The sequence below is a fragment of the Pseudomonadota bacterium genome (assembly GCA_013285465.1).
Lineage (GTDB): Bacteria > Pseudomonadota > Alphaproteobacteria > Micavibrionales > CSBR16-224 > CSBR16-224.
Genome location: CP053449.1, coordinates 362,198 through 382,890 on the forward strand (window position 1 = coordinate 362,198; position 20,693 = coordinate 382,890).

18 protein-coding genes are annotated in these 20,693 nt (G+C 52.0%); 15 read left to right on the forward strand and 3 right to left on the reverse strand.

Annotated elements, in window-relative coordinates; translation table 11 throughout:
* The first annotated feature begins 4 nt into the window (after positions 1 to 4).
* From HND56_01825 to HND56_01845, 5 genes are all read left to right on the forward strand, one after another.
* Positions 5 to 1,381 carry a glutamine synthetase gene (locus HND56_01825; protein ID QKK04499.1) on the forward strand — a complete coding sequence of 459 codons (1,377 nt, stop codon included), beginning with the start codon at positions 5 to 7 and terminating at the stop codon, positions 1,379 to 1,381.
* Between the two features lie 16 nt (positions 1,382 to 1,397).
* Positions 1,398 to 2,693 carry an FAD-binding oxidoreductase gene (locus tag HND56_01830; protein QKK04500.1) on the forward strand — a complete coding sequence of 432 codons (1,296 nt, stop codon included), beginning with the start codon at positions 1,398 to 1,400 and terminating at the stop codon, positions 2,691 to 2,693.
* A 105-nt stretch (positions 2,694 to 2,798) separates the two neighbouring features.
* Complete coding sequence (locus HND56_01835; protein QKK04501.1) at positions 2,799 to 4,163, forward strand: glutamine synthetase; 1,365 nt, start codon at positions 2,799 to 2,801, stop codon at positions 4,161 to 4,163.
* Positions 4,164 to 4,183: 20 nt separating this feature from the next.
* A complete protein-coding gene (locus HND56_01840; GenBank protein ID QKK04502.1) occupies positions 4,184 to 5,680 on the forward strand; it encodes an aldehyde dehydrogenase in 1,497 nt (498 codons plus the stop codon).
* 22 nt (positions 5,681 to 5,702) lie between these two features.
* The gene (locus HND56_01845; protein QKK04503.1) at positions 5,703 to 6,968 is read left to right on the forward strand and encodes a hypothetical protein; all 1,266 of its coding nucleotides are present in this window, start codon (positions 5,703 to 5,705) and stop codon (positions 6,966 to 6,968) included.
* Here HND56_01845 and HND56_01850 read toward each other — a convergent pair.
* Positions 6,965 to 8,029 (reverse strand): hypothetical protein, encoded by a 1,065-nt coding sequence (locus tag HND56_01850; protein ID QKK04504.1) that lies wholly within the window; start codon positions 8,027 to 8,029, stop codon positions 6,965 to 6,967. The genes HND56_01845 and HND56_01850 overlap by 4 nt on opposite strands.
* A 157-nt stretch (positions 8,030 to 8,186) precedes the next feature.
* On the opposite strand from HND56_01850, the gene HND56_01855 reads away from it, so the two are divergent.
* Together HND56_01855 and HND56_01860 are read left to right on the forward strand one after the other, a co-directional pair.
* On the forward strand, positions 8,187 to 9,110 hold the full coding sequence (locus HND56_01855) for an alpha/beta fold hydrolase (GenBank protein QKK04505.1): 924 nt from the start codon (positions 8,187 to 8,189) through the stop codon (positions 9,108 to 9,110).
* Between the two features lie 83 nt (positions 9,111 to 9,193).
* The gene (locus tag HND56_01860) at positions 9,194 to 9,547 is read left to right on the forward strand and encodes a hypothetical protein (GenBank protein QKK04506.1); all 354 of its coding nucleotides are present in this window, start codon (positions 9,194 to 9,196) and stop codon (positions 9,545 to 9,547) included.
* 8 nt (positions 9,548 to 9,555) lie between these two features.
* On the opposite strand, the gene HND56_01865 is transcribed toward HND56_01860, so the two are convergent.
* Together HND56_01865 and HND56_01870 are read right to left on the reverse strand one after the other, a co-directional pair.
* Positions 9,556 to 10,461, reverse strand: coding sequence for a hypothetical protein (locus HND56_01865; protein QKK04507.1), 906 nt, complete (start codon positions 10,459 to 10,461; stop codon positions 9,556 to 9,558).
* A gap of 1 nt (position 10,462) precedes the next feature.
* Positions 10,463 to 12,358, reverse strand: a complete 1,896-nt coding sequence (locus HND56_01870) for an ABC transporter ATP-binding protein (protein ID QKK04508.1) — start codon at positions 12,356 to 12,358, stop codon at positions 10,463 to 10,465.
* Between the two features lie 46 nt (positions 12,359 to 12,404).
* Between HND56_01870 and HND56_01875 the strand changes: the two genes are divergently transcribed.
* The 8 genes from HND56_01875 to HND56_01910 all read left to right on the forward strand — a co-directional run bounded on the left by HND56_01875 (position 12,405) and on the right by HND56_01910 (position 20,609).
* Complete coding sequence (locus HND56_01875; GenBank protein QKK04509.1) at positions 12,405 to 12,782, forward strand: hypothetical protein; 378 nt, start codon at positions 12,405 to 12,407, stop codon at positions 12,780 to 12,782.
* Between the two features lie 54 nt (positions 12,783 to 12,836).
* Positions 12,837 to 13,208, forward strand: coding sequence for a hypothetical protein (locus tag HND56_01880; protein ID QKK04510.1), 372 nt, complete (start codon positions 12,837 to 12,839; stop codon positions 13,206 to 13,208).
* 118 nt (positions 13,209 to 13,326) lie between these two features.
* Positions 13,327 to 14,793 carry an efflux transporter outer membrane subunit gene (locus HND56_01885; protein QKK04511.1) on the forward strand — a complete coding sequence of 489 codons (1,467 nt, stop codon included), beginning with the start codon at positions 13,327 to 13,329 and terminating at the stop codon, positions 14,791 to 14,793.
* Positions 14,774 to 15,973: an efflux RND transporter periplasmic adaptor subunit gene (locus HND56_01890; protein QKK04512.1), complete on the forward strand. Its 1,200-nt coding sequence runs from the start codon at positions 14,774 to 14,776 to the stop codon at positions 15,971 to 15,973. Before HND56_01885 ends, HND56_01890 begins: the two co-directional genes overlap by 20 nt.
* Positions 15,970 to 19,152, forward strand: coding sequence for an efflux RND transporter permease subunit (locus tag HND56_01895; protein QKK04513.1), 3,183 nt, complete (start codon positions 15,970 to 15,972; stop codon positions 19,150 to 19,152). Before HND56_01890 ends, HND56_01895 begins: the two co-directional genes overlap by 4 nt.
* Positions 19,097 to 19,744, forward strand: a complete 648-nt coding sequence (locus tag HND56_01900) for a sigma-70 family RNA polymerase sigma factor (protein ID QKK04514.1) — start codon at positions 19,097 to 19,099, stop codon at positions 19,742 to 19,744. The genes HND56_01895 and HND56_01900 overlap by 56 nt, the downstream gene beginning before the upstream one ends.
* Positions 19,741 to 20,154: a hypothetical protein gene (locus tag HND56_01905; protein ID QKK04515.1), complete on the forward strand. Its 414-nt coding sequence runs from the start codon at positions 19,741 to 19,743 to the stop codon at positions 20,152 to 20,154. Before HND56_01900 ends, HND56_01905 begins: the two co-directional genes overlap by 4 nt.
* Positions 20,154 to 20,609, forward strand: coding sequence for a periplasmic heavy metal sensor (locus HND56_01910; GenBank protein ID QKK04516.1), 456 nt, complete (start codon positions 20,154 to 20,156; stop codon positions 20,607 to 20,609). Before HND56_01905 ends, HND56_01910 begins: the two co-directional genes overlap by 1 nt.
* Positions 20,610 to 20,693: the final 84 nt, after the last annotated feature.

Below are 20,693 nucleotides of genomic sequence, written 5' to 3' on the forward strand. Positions count from 1 at the left end.
CCGTATGACCCAAAAGAAACCTGCCGTAAAAACAGACGCCGCAAATTTTTTTGCGGAAAATCCCGACATTACAACGGTCGAGGCATTTATCGTTGATGCAAACGGTGTGCTACGCGGCAAATGGCTGCCGGTCAAGGGCGCGCAGAAACTCTTTGAGAGCGGTTTGCGGATGGCGCGCTCCGTCTATGCGGTTGATATTTGGGGTAATGACGTGCTGGAGGCGGGATTGGTCACGGAAACGGGCGATACCGATGGCGTCTGTTTTGCCGTGCCGGGCAGTCTGAAACGCGTCCCGTGGCTGGAAACGCCGACGGCACAGGTCCTGTTGACCATGCAAATAGCGGAGGGCAGTCCTTTCTTTGGCGATCCCCGCCATATTCTGGAACGTATGGCGGCACGTTATAAAAAGCGCGGATTAAAAGCCGTGACGGCAACGGAGCTGGAATTTTATCTGTTCAGCCCCGATCAGAACAGACAGGGCTATCCCTCGCCGCCCATATCACCGCGTACCGGACGCCGTCAGGATGCGGTACAGACTTACTCTCTGGGGGAAATGCGTGAATTTGAAGATGTGCTGGCGGGTATTCGTCAAGCTTGTGAGTTGCAGGCGGTTCCTGCCGATACGACGCTATCGGAGAACGGACCGGGGCAGTTCGAGGTCAATCTTGTCCATACGGATGACATATTGGACGCGGCGGATCATGCCGTCATGCTGAAACGTATTGTAAAAGGGGTTGCGCGCCGTCACGGGCTGGATGCAACTTTTATGGCGAAACCTTATGCGGAGGAATCAGGAAACGGCCTGCACGCACATGTCTCGGTTCTGGATAAAAAGGGCAGGAATATTTTTGCCGGCAAAACAACGGAAGGAACGCCCGCCTTGCGCCATGCAATCGGCGGTTTGCTGGCGGCTTTGCCGGGCAGTACGGCGGTGCTGGCGGCGAATGTCAATTCATACCGCCGCTTTGCCAAAGGATCGCATGCGCCGACAAAAATCACATGGGGTTATGATAACCGCAGCACGGCCATACGCGTACCGGACAGTGATCTTAACAATACCCGTATTGAACATCGCGTTGCCGGCGCGGATGCCAATCCCTATCTGGTGATGACGGTTATTCTGGGCGGTATTCTGGCAGGCCTGGACGGCGAAACGGATCCGGGAGAGCCGGTCGCGGGAAATGCCTATGCCAGCCCTGCGGAAACGCTGCCGCTGACATGGGGGAAAGCGATTGCGCGTTTTCAAAGATCGGAATTTATCGGTAACTGCCTCGGTGCGGAGTACCGCAAACTTTATGCTGCCTGCAAGGCGCAGGAAAAAACACTATTCGACAGTATGATCAGTGATGTAGAATATAATACCTATTTAAGGGACATATAAGGTTTAAACCGGAACCATGACTGCAGAAACAACATATCCCGATTCTTATTATGCCGCGACGGCGAATGCCGCGCCGGAACGCCCGTCCTTGGCAGGCGATCACAGCTGTGATGTCTGTATCGTCGGTGCGGGATATGCCGGTCTTGTCACCGGACTGTTTCTGGCGGAAAAAGGCTATAAGGTTATGGTGGTCGAAGCGGCCAAAGTCGGTTTCGGCGCATCGGGGCGCAATGGCGGACAGCTGATAAACGGTTACAGCCGCGGCTTTGATCAGATTAAATCCTCCTATGGCGAGGATACGGCCAATGCGATTGTTGCGATGAGCTTTGACGGCGGCAATGTGATCCGCGACAAGGTCAAAACCTATGATATTGCCTGTGACTTGAAATCCGAAGGCAGCTTCTTTGCCGCCTATACTGCGGCGCAAATGAAAGATCTGGAGCATGAAAAACAGCTTTGGGAACGCTTTGGCCATACCGGGCTGGAACTGATGGATAAAGAAGCGGTTGGTAAAGATGTTGTCGGGTCGGATGTTTATGTCGGCGGCATGGTTGACCGTTGGGGCGGTCATATGCACCCGTTGAATCTGGCATTGGGCGAGGCGGCGGCGATTGAATCGCTGGGCGGAACGATTTTTGAAAACAGCAAAGTGACGAAAATCGAAAAAACCGCCAAGCCGGAAGTCCATACGGAAAACGGAAAAATTACGGCGGATTTTGTGGTGGTCTGCGGCGGCGGCTATATGGAAGAAAAGACCCTGCCGGAAATCACCAATAAGGTCATGCCGGTGTCCAGCCAGATCATCACGACGGAAGTTCTGGGCGATGATCTTTGCCGGCAGTTGATGCCTGCGGATTACTGTATCGAAGACTGCAATTATATTCTGGATTATTACCGCATCACAGGTGATAAGCGTTTGCTGTTCGGCGGCGGCATTGTCTATGGCGGTGCGACCCCTGCCGATATCAAGGCAAAGCTGGGGCCGAATATGAAGAAAGTCTTTCCGCAGCTGAAAGATGTGAAAATCGATTTTGCATGGAGCGGCCAGATGTCTTTTACCTTCCGCCGCCTGCCGCATGTCGGGCGTTTGACGGATAATATTTATTTTGTCCACGGTTTCAGCGGTCACGGCGTGACCCCGACTCATCTGATGGGCAAGCTGGTCGCCGAAGCGATTGCCGAACAATCCGCAGGATTTGATGTTTTTGCCTCTATCCGGCATTTCCCCTGGCCGGGCGGGCGGAGATTCCGCGTGCCGCTAACCGCTTTGGGCGCATGGTTTTACGCTCTGCGTGAAAAACTTGGTCTGTAGCGTCTTATCGGGCGCATTCTTTAATTATTATTCCGGCAGCGTTTCAAATCTGCTGTTAACACGCAAAGACAACATCACTTTATAAGAAATGGAATAGGTGTTTCTATGAAATACGACAGTAAAAAAATCGACCATATCAAAAAATGGCTGGCCAAAAACAATATCGCAGATGTTGAAATTCTGGTCAGCGACTTTGCCGGCATTAGCCGCGGTAAAGTCATGCCGACCGCAAAATTTGTTGAAGGGCTGCGCAGTTACGGCCACCGCGTACCCGAGGCCCTGTTCGGGCTGGGAATTAATTGTGACTTTACCTATAACCAGTTTGTCACCGAACAGGAAGTCGATCTGTTTCTGGTGCCTGATCTGCAAACCATGAGAATTGTACCTTGGCATGAAACGCCGACGGCTTGTGTGATTTGCGATCCGGTGAAAGAAGGCGGAGAACAGACAAATATCGCGCCGCGGCAGGTGCTGAAACATGTTGTCTCCCTCTATGAGAAAAAAGGCTGGATGCCGATTGTTGCGCCGGAATTTGAATTCTTTCTGCTGGCACGTCAGGAAACGATTGAACGCGAACCGATGCCGCCGCGCGGTATCTCCGGTAAAATCGCATGGGATACGGGTGAATTGTCGATCACGGGTCTGGAAGAGTTTAAGGCGCTGTTCAGTGATATCAGCCGTTACTGCCGCGTGATGGGTATCCAGATCGATACGCTGACGCATGAGGCAGGCCCCGCGCAGTTTGAGGTGAATATCTCGCATGGCGAGCCGATCGGCATTGCAGATCAGGCCTTCATGTTTAAACGCATCGTCAAGCGTGTGGCGATTCAGCACGGTATGTTCGCAAGCTTTATGGCGAAACCTTATCCCGATCAATATGGCAGCGCGATGCATATGCACCAAAGCGTTATCGATACCAAGAGCGGCAAAAACATTTTCGCCGACAGTAAGGGCAATGATACGCCGCTATTCATGTCCTTTATCGCGGGCTTGCAGGAATATATTCCTGCGGTGATGCCGATGCTGGCACCCTACGCCAATTCCTATCTTAGAATTTGTGACCGTTTCGATGCGCCTGTGAATACGCATTGGGGGCGGGAAAACCGCTCGGCAGGCTTGCGTGTCCCCAGCGGCGGAAAATCCGCGCGGCGTGTTGAAAACCGCATTGCCGGCGCGGATGTGAATCCGTATTTGGCCTTTGCGGCATCACTGGTGGCGGGGTATATCGGCATGGTTGAAAAACTTGTGCCTGATGATCCGACGGATGAACCCGCTTATAAAACGGATCGCCACAGATTGCCGCAGCATCTTTTCTCCAGCCTTGACGAGATGGAAGCTTGCGAGCCTTTGCGCAAATATCTCGGCGAAGCTTTTGTTCAGACCTATCTGGATGTGAAGCGCGAGGAATATATGGCGAATATCAACGCATTATCGCCATGGGAAATCCGTTATCTGATGTTGAATGTTTAATTACTTTAAGGAAGCCCCTCATGCAGGCCGTTAAAACATTTGAAGACTGGCGTGAAAAGGCAAAGCGCCTGTCAATCCAAGGCAAAGCTTTTATCAACGGGCAGTTTATCGCCTCTGCATCGGGAGATGTGTTCACCAGCATTAATCCTGCAACAGGCGAAGTGCTGGCCGATATTGCTAAAGGTGATTCTGCGGATATTGATGCCGCGGTCAAGGCCGCACGACACAGTTTTGAAAAGGGCGTGTGGAAAGATTTGCATCCTGCCAAACGCGGTGCGATTTTGGCAAAATGGGCGGAGCTTGTACGCGTACATCACGAGGAACTGGCGCTGCTGGAATCACTGGATGCCGGAAAACCGATTTCCGATGTGCTGGCGATTGATATGCAGGCGGCGGCAAAGACGCTGGAATGGTATGGCGCGGCAATTGACAAGGTGAATGACGAAATTGCACCGACCGCACCCGATGCGCTGGCACTGGTCACACGGGAGCCGCTGGGTGTGATCGGCATTGTCGTGCCGTGGAATTTCCCGTTGCTGATGGCCTGCTGGAAAATTGCACCGGCGCTGGCGGCGGGCAACAGTATTGTCGTCAAACCTGCCGAACAGTCACCTTTGTCAATTCTGCGTCTGGCGGAATTATCGCGGGAGGCAGGCATCCCTGACGGCGTCTTCAATGTTGTACCGGGTTTCGGTGAAACGGCGGGCAAAGCGCTTGGCCTGCATAATGATGTCGATATGATTGCCTTTACCGGATCAACGCAGGTCGGCAAGCTGTTCATGCAATATTCCGGTCAGTCGAATTTGAAACGCGTCTCGCTGGAATGCGGCGGTAAATCGCCGCATATTATTATGCGCGACTGCCCTGATCTGGATAAAGCGGCCGCCAGCGCGGCATGGGGGATTTTCTTTAATCAGGGCGAAGTCTGCACGGCAGGGTCGCGTCTGTTGCTGGATGCGGAAATTAAAGACGCTTTCATGGAAAAATTGCTGGCAGCGGCGGAAGACCACATCCCCGGCAATCCGCTGAACCCTGATACGACTGTCGGCCCGATGATTGAAGAGGCACATATGCAGCGCGTGCTGGCCTATATCGAAACGGCGAAAAAAGAAGGGGCTGCGGCTGTTTACGGCGGCGGCCGCATTGCAGATGCGCCCGGTTTTTTTGTTGAACCGACGATTTTCGACGGCGTGACGCCCGATATGACGATTGCACGGGAGGAAATTTTCGGTCCGGTTCTGTCCGTTTTGACATTCAAGACAGAGGAAGAGGCGCTGAAAATCGCCAATGACAGTATCTACGGCCTTGCCGCGGCTGTCTGGACGCGTGATATCTCGCAGGCGCACCGCATGGCGCGGGCACTGCATGCCGGAACCGTCTGGGTGAATTGCTATGACCCTGCGGGGGATTTGTCCGTGCCTTTCGGCGGCTTTAAACAATCGGGTTTCGGGCGGGATAAATCCCTGCATGCGCTGGACAAATACAGCGATCTGAAAACGACATGGATTCAGCTTTAAAATATAAGATGTTTAAGTCGTCATGACAGCGAGAGTTATTTTATATACTGCAATTCTTTTGATTTGTCTGATACTCGGCTCTTTCTTCCATTACGTGTGGTCGGAAAGGGAAGATTTGTTCAAAAAAGAGTTTGATCCGCAGCGCGTTATCGAAGAAGAAATTTTAAAAAACGATCCCGTTGCCATCAAAGAGTGGAGAAAAATGCAGCGCGAAGATGCTGCATTAAAACAGAAACAGAAAGACTTCATCCTGTCGATAGGTGGTGAAAATCTTCCGCGTTCCGTTTTGATAGCGGATTTTCTGAATGTCGCTTTTTCATCAAAGCTTTGGAACGAAGATACGGGACAAGACTATGAAATGTTTCTGCGCACAAAGGAAACGCAGCCGCTTAGCTCCATCCTTGAAAAACGCTATCCATGGCTACGGCTTTTATACAGAAATGATAATCTGCCGAAACCTTATGCGCTGACAAAATGGGATCAAAAAATAACCATTGGTCTGGACTGGCCGATGGGAGCTTTTTCACATGGCCGAGCAGTGGAAGAAAAATTTCCCGGCACATATAAAATGTTTGAAAAACAGATCAAGGATATAATACCTGATATTCAACGGTTAACCGGTCTTGACGTTGAGTTCATTGCGAAGAATGATCCGCGGGAAAAAACAGAAGAATTCGCCCGCATTCGTGTGATACCGATCATACGGACACATTTACGCAATTATTTTCGCTTCCACCGGGAGAATATGTATGGGCGCGGCGGCGCGAGTTACAGCTGGCACATTGATGAACATGAGTACCATTTTTGGGGGGCGGTTCAGTTTACACCGCTTAGCCGCACACAGGTTTACGGTTATCTGGTGCCGCAGGAAAATAATACGCTTTCGATGTCTGTTTGCCGGATTATCCCCGCCGTTGGCGAGAAATTAGCGAAGGCACTCATTACCGAATGTTTGTTGCGTTCTTTGGGGTTGCCGGAACTATCGAAACAAAAACCGAAAGATACTCTTGGGGAGTGGAACCTCTCACATACCCCTGATTCATTGTTACCCGCTCTTGACGGTAATGAAAAAGCCTTTCTTGCAAGAGGACCGTTTTACGGTATAGATGAGCGTACGGTTCATCCCTTTCGCAGTGAATTAACAGATGAAGATGTTTTGCCGAAAGGTTTTTCAGCTTATGATCAGGCAATGGTTTCTCTTCTCTATTGCCCGGAACTGCGCTCAGGTATGGATAAACACCAAGTGCTTGCAGTATTGTTATCCGATCGTAGCCGATGCTTTCGTTAAGTGCGCATATTCAGCATCATTAGAAACGGAGACACCGGCATATCATCAATCCGGCCGTTACGCAGCTGCATGACATGTGAGTCGGGCGGCGGCGGTAATTTTGGTGCCTGTGCGGCAGCATCTTCAATAACGCGCTCGGAATATTGTGTGGATTGCAGGAATTCACGCTGCAAATCCTTGCCGCCAATCGCCGCCGGAGCCGTGATTTCCTTTGGCACAATATTGGCCGTATCGTTGCGCGGAATTTGATAGGCATCTCCCGGATTGGGCAGGGATTTTCCGGCCGGGCCAAGCAGGTCTTGCAGGAAATGGAAGGCATTTTGAAAAATTTCCGTTTTGGCCAGCCACAAACCGAAGCCGCCGCCAAAAAATCCTGCGGCAAACGCACCGCCCAGTTTCAGCATCCGCGCCTTGTTGAAAATCTTGCTGAGTTTTTGTTTTTTCTTGCGGTTTTTAATGCGTTCACCAATCACATCTTTGGCAAATGTATAGGCAACATTCGCCGCCCCGGTGGCAACCGCCAGTAAACCCAGCATGCCGTAAGTCGTCACGCCGCCGATAATACCCAGCACCCAGGTAATGGCAACAACGCGAAATGTCATGGAAACAATTCGTCCGGCCAGCATGTCGGCGGCTTTACTGCCCAGACTTTTGCTGACATTTTTAAAACGGCTGCCTTCCGGCTTTGTCCATGCGCGGCGTACACCGTTAAATCCGGCGATATCAATACTGGTTTCCAGCACCCGCCGTTTCAGGGATTTTTTACGCCGTTGCCGCTCGGCAGGGGTTTCAGGTTTATAATGCGGCTCATTCGCCGCGTCATTCTTTTGCGGAATGTCTGTGCTTTCCGTCGCGACAGCTTCGATAATCGGCTCCGGGGCGGGTTTTACAATCTCTTTTTGCTCCGGCTTGGGGGGCGGCTTTACGGGTTTTTTTGGCTTTTTTTGCGGTACGCTCTGTAGCGGCAGATTTTTCCACAAATCGTCATTCGCCGCAACGGGTTTCGCGGGCGGTGTTCCTGACTTTACTGTCTTTTTCGCATTTTTATGCGGTTTTGCCATGTCTGCTTTTATGCCTTTTGCAGATGAAATATGTCTCTAACCCTAAAAAAACCGCCTATCTTTTATAGAGAAAACGGCGCAGAAACTCAAAACAAAAATGCTTGTCTTTGGTAATTCCTTATGTGAATATGATGTCTCATACAGGAAGAAATGAAAAATGGCCTCAGAAAAAAAGCGTAAAACAGCCCGCATTGCTGTGAGCTTTATCACCGCAGCTGCGGCGATTGGCGGGGTTGTCAGCGTGAAATACCTGTCCGCCTGGCAGCAGGAAAATATGCAGGAAATTGCTGTTTCTGCCGAAACGCCCTCTGCCGCCTGCATTACGGCGCTGCAGGAGAATTTTTCAAAAAGCGCGGTGCGGCAGACAATTCCGCGCGGCAATAATGATCCCGTTATCGTGATTCCCGGTTTTTTGACGGGAGATGCTTATATGTCGTCACTGGCCGGTAAAATCAGCGACCACGGTTACAATGTTTACGAATGGGGCGGCGGCATGAATACCGGCGCCTCTGCCGAAGATGTCGCGGCGCTGGAGGCGGTGTTGGAAAAAGCCTATGCCGAAAACGGCAATAAGAAAGTGTCGCTGGTCGGTTACAGCCTTGGCGGTGTCTATGCACGGGAACTGGCGCGCAAATATCCGGAAAAAGTCGATAAAGTGATTACGCTGGCTGCGCCGATTTCCCCTGCGGCAGATGATGAAAAATCGCTGAGGCGTTTGGAAAATCTTTATACATTATTCCACGGGGACGAAAATCCGCAGGATGATGCCGTCTTTCGTGAGGCTTTGCGCACACCGCCGCCTGTACCGGTAACATCACTGTTATCGGCGATTGATATGTTTGTACTGTGGCAGGAGGCGCTGCAACCTGATACAAAGCTGTCGGAAAATATCCCTATTGGCGGCGGGCATGTGTTTATGCCCTTCAGTACGGAAGTGGCCAATATCGTGTTGGACCGTCTGGCGCAGCCGCAGGATAATTGGCAGAAAATTTCCGCAACACCCTATTGCGGTGAAAAGCCGCAGCGCATTTCCGTGTCGCCACCGGTTAAACCGCCGGCGACACCGCCTGCAAATCCTTGATGACCCTTGCTTTGCGCGGGTTGTGATGATAGGCTGTTTTTTTATATTTTGAATATCTTCATTTTGGAAAGGAATCGCAAAAGATGTCCCAGACTAAAGTTCATGTGATTGAAGCTGATCTCACCGGTAATGTTCACGAGGTTGTGGAAAATCGCGATAGGCTGGGCCGTGACATTGCCGCATTGGCAAAAGCTGAAGGCGCGGAAATCCATTTCCATGATTTTAAAGAGGCTCTGGCCGGTGCCCCTGTGATTCTACTGGAATGCGCGGATGATTTCCTGACCAAGGTTGAAAAACTCGACGGTTTTGTCAAGGCGCATGATGTCTGGCAGGATATGGAGACGGAGCGCAGTTCTTCATTGACGGCTTATTTTACGTCAACACCCGCCCCCGCACAGCAAAAGCGCCAGCATAAGCCGCGTCGTCCGGGCATGTAATCTGTTTTCTAGAATAATTCAAGAATCAGGCAGCGCGCTGATCCGCCGCCGTAATTTTCCACAACCTCAAGCGGACTGTGAATGATGTCGACATAGTAACGCCGTAAAATGCGTTCCTGTTCCGATGTCAGCGCGGCATAGGCGCGGGAGGACATGGTCAGATAGGCAATGCCGGCCTCACCGCGGACTTCCAGCGCATTGCCGCACATCTCGTTCATCTGTTCCATACTGAATGAAACAATATCATGGGTCTCCGCCAGATGCTTGCGGAGGCGTCTACGTTGCGCCTCATCAGGAATACAGTCAAAACAGACCCCCGCAACATCGCGTCCGATAAACATCATAAGATCGGTATGGTAAACCGGCATGCCTTGCGGCGTTATCGTGTCAAAACAAACCAGTTCGTAATTTAAATCCGTCGCCCATTTTTCCGCCACGGTTTTATGGCTGCGCTCCGACAATGCCAGATAGGCAATGCGGTTAATGCGATCCAGAACGAAACTGCCTGTCCCTTCAAGAAATTTTCTTTCATCTGAAAAAGGCGCGTAATCATGAAAAATTTTGTATTGTTTCTCAAGAATGGCGCAGATTTCAGGGGTGCGTTCAGCGCGGCGGTTCTTTGCCATCATCGGGTAATAGACGGCGGTGCGGTTCGGATGGGTGGAAACCCAGTTGCCGGGGAAAATATGATCGGGGCATTGCGGGCTGCCGGGCGCACGGGTGATTTTGACGCCAAATGATTCCAGCAATGCGGTAAAACGGTCGATTTCCAGCCGTACGGCTGCCAGCAGGGCGGCGGGATCTGTTTTTTCTTCTGTGTTTTGATAAGGATTGGTGGCGCTGGTTTCCGGATTGGCAAAAAACACCGCAGGTTCAATAAACAGAAGATGATTGGCGGATTGTTCTACAAGCATGTTATTTTTTTCCTGCCCGTTTCTTTTTTGCTTTTTTCTTTGGCGCAGCATCTTCTTCCGGCTGTTCAATCGTGATAAATCCGCCGGATTGTTTTTTCCACAGCTGCGCATACAGCCCGTCTTTTTTCAACAGGCTGCGATGTGTGCCGTCTTCGGCGATTTTTCCCGCATCCAGAACAACCAGACGATCCATATGGGCGATGGTGGATAAGCGGTGCGCAATGGCGATGACGGTGCGGCCTTCCATCAGTTTTTCAAGGCTTTCCTGAATCAGCTGTTCGGATTCGGTATCAAGGGCGGAGGTCGCCTCGTCCAGCACCAGTATCGGTGCGGCTTTGAGGATGGCGCGGGCGATGGCGATACGCTGGCGCTGCCCGCCGGAAAGTTTCACACCGCGCTCGCCGACCATGGAGTTATAGCCTTCCGTCGTCTCCATGATAAAATCATGGCAATTGGCTTTTTTTGCGGCGGCGATGACATCTTTATCTGTGGCATCAAGCTTGCCGAAACGGATATTCTCCATCAGCGTGTCTTCAAACAGTGTCGTATCTTGCGGAATAACGGCGATATGTTCACGCAGGCTTTTGGTGGAAATCTCGCGGATGTCCTGACCGTCAATCGTGATACGGCAATCAGGGGCTTCGTAAAAACGCAGCAACAAATTCACCAGCGTTGATTTTCCTGCGCCGGAACGTCCGATAATACCGATTTTTTGTCTGGCACCGATATTCAGGTCAAAACCGCTGAACACTGCGGCCGCTTTTTTATAGGCAAAGCTAATATGGTCGTAGTGGATCTCGCCTTTTTTGACTTTTAAGACGGGCAGATGGTCATCACGGATGCCGATATCTTCGAAACTTTTGACGATATTCCCAACCGCGTAAACATTGGTATGAGTCTGCACCAGATCGGCATATTTTTGGGCGACGGCGGCAAAAACACCGTCCAGCCGCAGCATATACTGGAAAATGGCAACAACGGTTCCCAGTGCCAAAACTTCACCTGCGCCGATTTTCATGTGATGGGCGATATAAAGATACAGAACCAGAAAATGGCTGAGCACAATCAGCATCGACATTAAGAACCATTTCCACTCCACCAGAACAACAGCGCGGGCAAAGGGAGCCCACCATGATTGGATCGCACCGGAAAGATGTTTTTCCGTTGTCTGCGACAGATTGAACATGATGACATTCTGGATATTGCTGACATAATCGAACAGCGCGGCAGAGAAAACATGTTCGCGCTCATTGATGCGGTGATTCAGGCGCATGATGATTTTGTCAAAATAAGTCAGCAGGTAAAAAATCAGGCAGGAAATCACGAATAATGCCAGACTGACATAAACATCAATAAAGGCCAGACCGACAAAAACGCCGGTGAAACGGACGATGGATTGCAGATAGATAAACTGGGTTTCGGCAAATCCCGATAGTGCATTGGCGGCCTTATTGACACGGTTGATGGTTGCGCCGCTGTGATGGTCGTGATGCCAGTGCAGCGGCAGGCGCGTTATATAGTCATAGAATTTCAGGTTAAAATTCTTTTTGATCGTATAGGCGGTCATGCGCTCGATGCAGCGCCCCGGTCCGTGGAACAGCCAGAATCCGAATGTTCCGAGCACATAAAGCGTCAACCAGAACAGGGATTGCTTTAAAATTTCATCGCCGCCGGCTTGCAAGGCGTTAATCAGCTCACCCAATACGTAAGGCTGGGTCATAAAAATCGCATTAGCCAGAATGAACATCACGTAATATTGCACAACGCGTTTTCTCTCGTCCCCCGCATAGGTCCAGCAACCGGAAATCAGCCGCCAGTATTGCGCCAGAATGCCGTAACTGCCAAGATCGTCATGGTCGGTCTTTGACTGTTTCTTATTATTTTTGTGTTTTGCCACGACAGCCTTCTTTCTCTTAAAATGAAATATATGTTATAATAAAATAATGAAGCTTTGGAAAAAATATCTCGGTGTTTTTGCCGTTTTGTCATTCCTGATGGCGGGGGTTCCCGGCATGGGTTATGCTTCGGCTGTCTGCGACTATGATGAAAACGCCGGAAAAACTGTGATGACACAGCAAAAAGACATGTCATCCGGTTGCCATGATATATCTTCCTCCTCCGAGATAGAAAAAACGGCGGAAACCAAGCAGGGTTGTTGTGAACCCTTCTGTGACGGTGTCGGTTGCGGTAAAATGCCGCTGGTGGCCCCTGCGGAAATGACTGATTTCAGAATGCCGCCCTTATCCGGTTATGAAGTATTTGACCTGACCTCCAATGGCACCCGTTTGGAACGATTGATGCGTCCGCCGATCTTCCGCTGATAAATTCTGTAACCTGTTTTTGACAGGCAACGAAATATTATCAGGAGAAAAAACATGAAAAAAATTATTTTTACTTTTGCAGCATTCGTGCTGCTGTTATCCACCCCTGTTTTTGCACAGGATGCTGCCGCAGAAGCGGAAAATCCGTTCCCGTCTTTGCACAAGGTTGAGGCAAAATATGTCTGTATGGTGAATAACCGCGTCTTTCCTATTGTACAAATCCCCGTTGAAGTGGAAGGAAAGACCTATTACGGATGCTGTGCGATGTGTGAAGCGCGGCTTCAAAAAGACGCCAGCCTACGCAAGGGGGTCGACCCGGTTAGCGGCGCGGAGGTGGATAAAGCCGATGCGGTGATCGGGGCAAAACGTGACGGTTCCGTTTATTACTTCGAAAATGAGGAAAATTACGAAGCCTTTCAGGAGTAAAAGAACCGCCTGCCGCGGCAGATTATCTTGTTATTGATTTTTTTCGAGGGTTTTTCCGCTGTAACTGCGTATATAGTGGATAAAGCAAAAAACCGATCAGGAAAACGGCGGAAAACCTTTGAAAAGAAAATACAAACATTCACTCCATGCAAAAGGCTTGGCCTTGCTGCTGCCGTCGCTGATGCTATTGCAGGCGGGTTGTACCGCTGTGCCGGATGGGCGCGATCCGCTACAAATGTCGTCTTCCTATAGCCGTTCCCTGGATAGCGCAGCGGGTTATGATGCTGTGCGCGGACAATATTGGCGGGAATTCGGTGATGATGCTTTGAATAAGCTGGTGGAAGAGGCGCTGAAAGACAATCCCAATCTCGAACGTGTACGGCAAAGATTATTGCAGGCCGAGGCTGTGGCAAAAAAAAGCGGTGCGGATTTATACCCCTCTGTCACCGTCACGGGCGGTCGCGATTTGGGGCGTGGAACGGCGGCAGGCAGTGGTGATTTGAGCCTCAGCGGCGCCGCATCTTATGAGCTGGATATCTGGGGGAAGAATCGCGCATCTGCAAAATCAGGCAAGCTTGACGCTTTTGGCGCTGCAGAAGATTTGCGCGCGGCAGCAGTAACATTGGCGGCGGAAATCATACAGGATTGGCTAAGATTGGCCGCTCTGCGTGAGGAAGAAGCATTGTTAAACCGCCAGATCAGCATTAATGAAAATGTGATGGAGCTGCAGCAGGCGCGTTTTTCAGGCGGTATTGCCTCGGCGCTGGATGTGTTGCAGCAAAAAGAAGTCCTTGCACGCGTACGGGCGCAATTGCCGGACGTACAGGCGGGGCAGGCGCTGGCCCTGAACCGTTTGGCGGTGCTGGCAGGGCGTAGCCCGGCGGAATTCATACCGCCTGATCAAGCGGCATTGCCGGCGTTGTTGCCCCTGCCCGGAGCCGGGTTGCCCAGCCTGTTGCTGGAGGAGCGGCCTGATATCCGTGCGGCATGGCTGCGGGTTTCTGCCGCCGATTGGGCAAAAGAAGCGGCCGCGGCTGACCGTTTGCCCGGCGTTAATCTGACGGCAAATTATGCAACAATGGGGGCGGCATTCGGTAATTTATTCACGAATTGGGCGCTGACACTGGCGGCATCGCTGGTTGCGCCGGTTATGGATGGCGGGACGCGGGTTGCGGAAACCGCACGGCAGCAGGCTGTCGCGGATGAGCGGTTTCAAACCTACCGTGAAACCGTTTTAAACGCGCTGAAAGAAGTTGAAGATGCACTGGCGCAGAACAAATATCAGGCCGATAAAATCACAGCGGTTGAGGAACAGCTTGAAGCCGCGCGTAATGCGCTGGCGCAGGCGCAGATCAGCTATACAAATGGCAGTACGGATTATTTATCTGTTTTAAACGGGCTTTTAAATGTGCAAAGCCTTGAGAGACAGATGGTGCAGGCGCGGCGTGATTTATCGCTGTACCGTGTGATGTTGTACCGCGCGCTGGGCGGCCGCGGCTGGACGGATACCGTCATGGCAGATTCTGCGGAAAAACAGACTGAAACGGAAAACGGAGAGGAACAGGATGTTCGCGAAGCTCTTTAAAATTATTCTGCCGGTAGCGGTGGTTGCGGGCGGCGTCTTTGTCGCCTTGTGGTATGTCGAAAATCCGGCAACGGTCGAGCGCCGCCCTGCGCCGCCGCCGATGGCGCTGCCTGTGGAAACTGCTGTGGCGGAAAGCGGTGATTATACCGTCGTGGTCGAGGCGATGGGACAGGTCATTCCTGCGACCAGCGCACAGATCAGACCGCAGGTCGGCGGTGAAATTATCACAACGGCGGATGGTTTTGTTCCGGGCGGTTTTTTTGTGCAGGATGCCGTCATGTTGCAGATTGAGCCCGCCGATTATGAGCTGGCTGTCAAAAAACAACAGGCATTATTCCAGCAGGCGGAGGCGGCATACCGTTTGGAAATGGGGCGGCAGGAAGTTGCAAAAAACGAATTGGAGATGCTGGAAAGAACGACAGGAAAAAAACCGGCCAATACCGCACTTGCTTTGCGTCGCCCGCAACTGGATCAGGCGCGGGCGGAAATGGAAAAAGTGAAGGCTGATCTTGATACGGCGCAGCTGGCTTTGTCACGCACGGCTGTAAAAGCACCGTTCAACGCCTTGGTGACGGAGCGGCGCGCCGTGCGCGGCGACCGTGTGGCAGCGCAGGAGATTGTGGCGACATTGGCGGGAACGGATGAATACTGGGTTGAATTATCGGTTCCCTTAAGTGATTTGCGCTGGCTGCATTTTCCGGCACCGGCGGAAATTGTACTGGATGGAAAGCGCGGCACACGACAGGCGCAGCTGGTACGTATGACCGGAAAACTTGATGAAGCCAGCCGTCTTGCCGGTGTGCTGGTGGCGGTGGCTGATCCGATGCTGTTGGCGGAAGATGCGTCAGTCACAGATTTTCCAATGATGCTGGGGGATTACGTGCGGGTGCGGATCAAAGGTGAAAAACTGACAAACACCGTACGCGTACCGCTGGCATGGTTGCGTGACGGCAGCATTGTCTGGACGGCGCAGGACGGTTTGTTGAAATTTAATGCCGTGCAGATTTTACGGGAAGACCGCGATTACGCCTATATTGCCGAGGGATTGACAGCAGGGGACATGCTGGTGACATCCGATATCTCCGTTCCTGTAGAAGGAATGAAAATCCGTACGGATGCGGAAGCCGTGAAAGAAAATGTGACATCCGGTGCAATCCTTCCTGAAGGAGGTACTGAATGAGCGCAAACAAGACAGATCACCCGGACGAGATTGAAAACGGTCCGATCAAATGGATGGCGGCGCATCCTGTGGCCGCTAATCTGTTGATGGTGATTTGCCTGTTGGGCGGGCTTTTTATTTTTACGCAATCAACGCAGGAGGTCTTTCCCGAATTTGCGCTGGATACGGTCACAGTACGCATGTCTTACCCCGGTGCCAGCCCCGAAGAGGTGGAACAGGGGATTGTGCTGGCCGTGGAGGATGCGGTGCGTGATATTGAAGGGCTGGGAGAAATCACCTCCCGCGCGACAGAGGGGGCGGCATCGGTTTCTGTCGAGGTTCTTGATACTGAAAATATGATGCGGGTTTTGCAGGATGTGCAATCCGCCGTGGACCGTGTAACGACCTTTCCGGTTGATGCGGAAAATCTGACAGTGGCAATCAACAGCCGCCGCCGTGATGTGGTGACATTAGCATTATTCGGCGATGCGGATGAACGCGTTTTGCGCAATGCGGCGGAACAAGTGCAGGCGGTGCTGGAACAGGATCCGGATATCGGCCCGGTTGAGCTCGGCGGCGTGCGCGATTACGAAATCCATATCGAAGTGTCGCAGGATAATCTGCGCCGTTATAATCTTAGCCTGCCGCAGATTGCGCAGCGTGTGCGGCAGACAGCGCTGGAGCTGGGCGGCGGTGCGTTGGATACGACCAGCGGCGAAATTCTTGTCCGTATGACGGAGAGGCGCGATACGGCAAAGCAATTCCGTGACGTGCCGGTGATTATCCAGCCCAATGGCAGTCAGGTTTTACTGGGGGATATTGCGCATATCCGTGAAGCTTTTGCCGACAGCAATAATTATGCGGTTTATAACGGCCATCAGGCGGTATTTCTGGATGTATACCGTATCGGTGACCAAACACCGGTCGGTGTTTCCTCCCGCGTGAAAGCGCATATCGCAACGCTGAATGAAACACTGCCGCCGGGGATTGATATCATCGTGCTGGATGACCGTTCCAAAATCTTTCAGCAACGTGCGGCGTTGCTGGTCAAGAACGGGTTATGGGGGCTGGGTCTGGTTGTGCTGCTATTGACCTTTTTTCTGGAAACGCGGCTGGCTTTCTGGGTGAGTATGGGGATACCGATTGCTTTTATGGGCGCGTTCCTGACTTTTCCGGCGACAGATTTTACGGTCAATATCGTGAGCATGTTCGCCTTTATCATCGCATTGGGGCTGGTGGTGGATGATGCCATCGTATCGGGGGAAAATATTTACAGCTACCGTCAGAAAGGCATGTCGCCGCTGATGGCAGCCGTCACCGGTGCGCGCGAGATTGCCTATCCCGTCACGGTCAGCGTATTGACCAATATTGTTGCCTTCCTGCCGCTGTTTTTCATGCCGGGGACAATCGGCAAAATTTTCAGTGTTATTCCGGTCGTTGTTTGTGCCGTCTTTCTGTTTTCCCTGATTGAATGCCTGTTTGTGCTGCCGGCGCATCTGGCCTTTACGCGCAGTAAAAAAGAGCCGGGCAAGGTCATGAAATTTCTGGGCACACCGAAAAGAAAATTCCAGCGCGGTTTTCAGTATTTTGTGAAACGGTATTTTCGCCGTTTTATCGGCATGACGGTGCGCCACCGCTATTTTGTCGTTGCACTGTTTATGGCTTTTCTCGCCGGAGTCGGCGGCTATGTCGGCAGCGGGCGTATGGGGATGGAGATGTTCCCGCGGGTGGAATCCGATTATGCTTTTGCCTCCGTGACATTGCCGGTCGGCACGCCGATGGAGCGTGTTATGACGGTGCAGAAACATATGCTGGATGCGGCGAAAAAAGTGGTGGAGGAAAACGGCGGTGACAGGCTTGCAACCGGTGTTTACGGTAAAATCGCCGAAAATGTGATTGAGGCGCGGATTTACCTGACGGATCCCGATATCCGTCCGGTCAGTACGCGCGAGACAGTGGCCCTGTGGCGTGACGAAGTCGGTGTGATAACCGGTCTGGAATCCTCCTCCTTTCTGTCGAATAGGGGCGGGCCGGGATCGGGCGCGGCTTTGACGGTGGAATTAAGCCATACCGATACGGCCGTGCTGGATGCGGCAGCGCAGCGTTTGGCTGTGGCATTGGCGGATTTCCCGAATACGAAAGATATTGATGACGGATCGGCGCAGGGGAAAAAGCAGTTTAATTTCCGCATGACCACGCTGGGCTATACGCTGGGGATGACGACGGAAAATGTTGCGCGGCAGGTGCGGGCGGCTTTCTATGGCAGCGAGGTTTTTAAACAGCAGCGCGGGCGTGATGAAGTCCGTATATTGGTGCGTTTGCCCGAAGCGCAACGCTCGTCACAATATGATTTATACAATCTGATGCTGCGTGCGCCGGACGGGTCGGATGTGATGCTGCGCGATGTGGTCACGATGGAAGAAGGCCGCGCCTATACCTCGATTTACCGCCGCGACGGACGCCGTGTTGTGCAGGTGGCTGCAGATGTGGACCCGCCTTCGCAGGCGGGACGCATTATCAATGTTATTACGCAGGATGCGTTGCCGGAATTGCAGCGCCGCTATCCAGGATTAACCTATTCTTTTGAAGGGCGGCAGGCGGAAATTCGCGACAGTATTATGAGCCTTCTTTGGGGGCTGTTTGCCGTGCTGTTTGTGATTTATGCCTTGCTGGCTTTGCAATTCGGCAGCTACAGTCAGCCTTTGATGGTGCTGTTGGCCATTCCTTTCGGCGCAATCGGTGCGGTTTTCGGCCATATGATTATGGGCTATTCCTTAAGTGTGATGAGCCTCTTGGGGATGATGGCACTGTCAGGGGTTGTGGTGAACGGATCGCTGATTTTGGTCGATTTTGCCAATCGCCGCCGCGCAAAGGGAATGACGATAAAAAGCGCGATTACCGATGCCTCCGTACTGCGTTTTCGTCCGATTTTGCTGACGACTCTGACGACGTTTATCGGACTGGCACCGATGATTTTTGAAACCTCGCGGCAGGCGCGGTTCTTGATTCCGATGGCGATTTCACTAGGTTTTGGAATTTTGTTTGCGGCGCTTATCACGCTGGTGCTTATTCCGGCTTTCTATGTCATTATAGTGGATATCAGAGGCTTTTTTGGCGCACGCAAAGCAAGGAAAGAACAGCGAAGTGAAAAACCGCAAGGACAGACCGGACAAGAACAGTCAGAAGGAGGGGCGGGATGAGGAAAAACGCCTGGCCTATTTCCCTGACCGGAAACGGGAAGACCCTGTATTCTCGGAACTGTCGGATGAAACACTGGCGGCAATGGTGCGGGATGGCGATCAACGGGCTTTCGCAGAGATTGTGCACCGTTACGCCCGTAAATGTTACGGCTTTGCTTTTAAATATGTTGCAGACCGGGAAGATGCGGAGGATGTCGTGCAAACCGCTTTGATGAAATTCTGGCAGCGCCCGCATATGTGGGATCCGGAGCGCAAGACGCGTTTCGCAACATGGTTTTACCGTGTTGTGCTGAATGCCTGCCGCGATGCGCTGCGCGCCCGTAAAACCGTGCTGCCGCTTTTCGAAGAAGCCGTTCCGGCGGAGGGTATCGCAAGCGGGGAAGAGGCTTTGATAAAACAGGATGTGCTGCAGGCGCTGTCACGTTTACCGGAACGCCAGCATCAGGCAATCCTGCTGTGTTTTTATGAGGGGATGACCCATACCGAGGCGGCGGCTGTGATGGAGACAACGCCAAAATCAGTCGAGTTGCTGGTACGCCGTGCGAAAACGGCGCTGAAACAGAAGATGGAAAAAGAAGGAGGCTGGACATGACGGAACGGGAATTTCGCGATTATCTGGACTCCTATGGTGCGGCGCTGGAAAAATGGCCGCAGCATCTGCGCGTCAAGGCAGAGAAAGCACTCGTGGAAGATGCGGCACTGCGCGATGTACTGACGGCTGAAAAAGAATTTTCCCGCGCCTTTGCGGTGGATGTTCCCGCGCCTGACGGGGAGTTTGAAAACCGTATTCTGGCGGCATCATATGCCTTGCCGCAAAAAGCGGTGTTGCAGGACGACACCCTGCCGCGTTTGATATCATGGCGTATTGCGGCATCCGTTTTGCTGTTTGCGGCAGGTATTGCGCTGGGCAGTTTGCAACAAGCTGCCCGGACAGATGGTTATGCAGTGCAAGCTGACACGCTGATGAGCTATTACGCCTATAGTGAAGACGGGGGGATGTAATGAAACGCTTGAAAACCGCATTGCTGATTTCCGTAGCCCTGAATATTTTTCTGGGCGGGCTTTTTCTGGGCGGGAAAATCTCGTCTTTACAGCCGCCTGCTGCCAGCCCTGTCAGTCAGGTTCTGACAGCCGAAAAGCAGAGTCGTTATCAGGCGGAAATGGAAAAAGCGCGGCAGCGCTTCCGCGAAGGGCGTGAAAAATATGACGCACTCCATACGGCTTTAATGGCGGCGATGGAGGCAGAGAATTTTGATCGCGCCGCTTTCGATACAATTGCGGCGGATATGCTGACAGAGCGGACATCTCCTTTATCCTCATTCCTGACCACGGCGGCGGAACTGGCGGCGGATATGGATTTCGAAGAACGTAAAGCCATGGCCGCTGATATCAGATTGCGTTACAAAGCATATCGTGCGCGTCAAAACTGTCCTGATGCGGCGGAGAAAAAGGAATAAGCGTAAAAAAAATTACAATTTTACGTTATTTTTGACTCGGTGTTTCCCGTAACTTATGATAATTTCCAAACAGGTACCAAATCA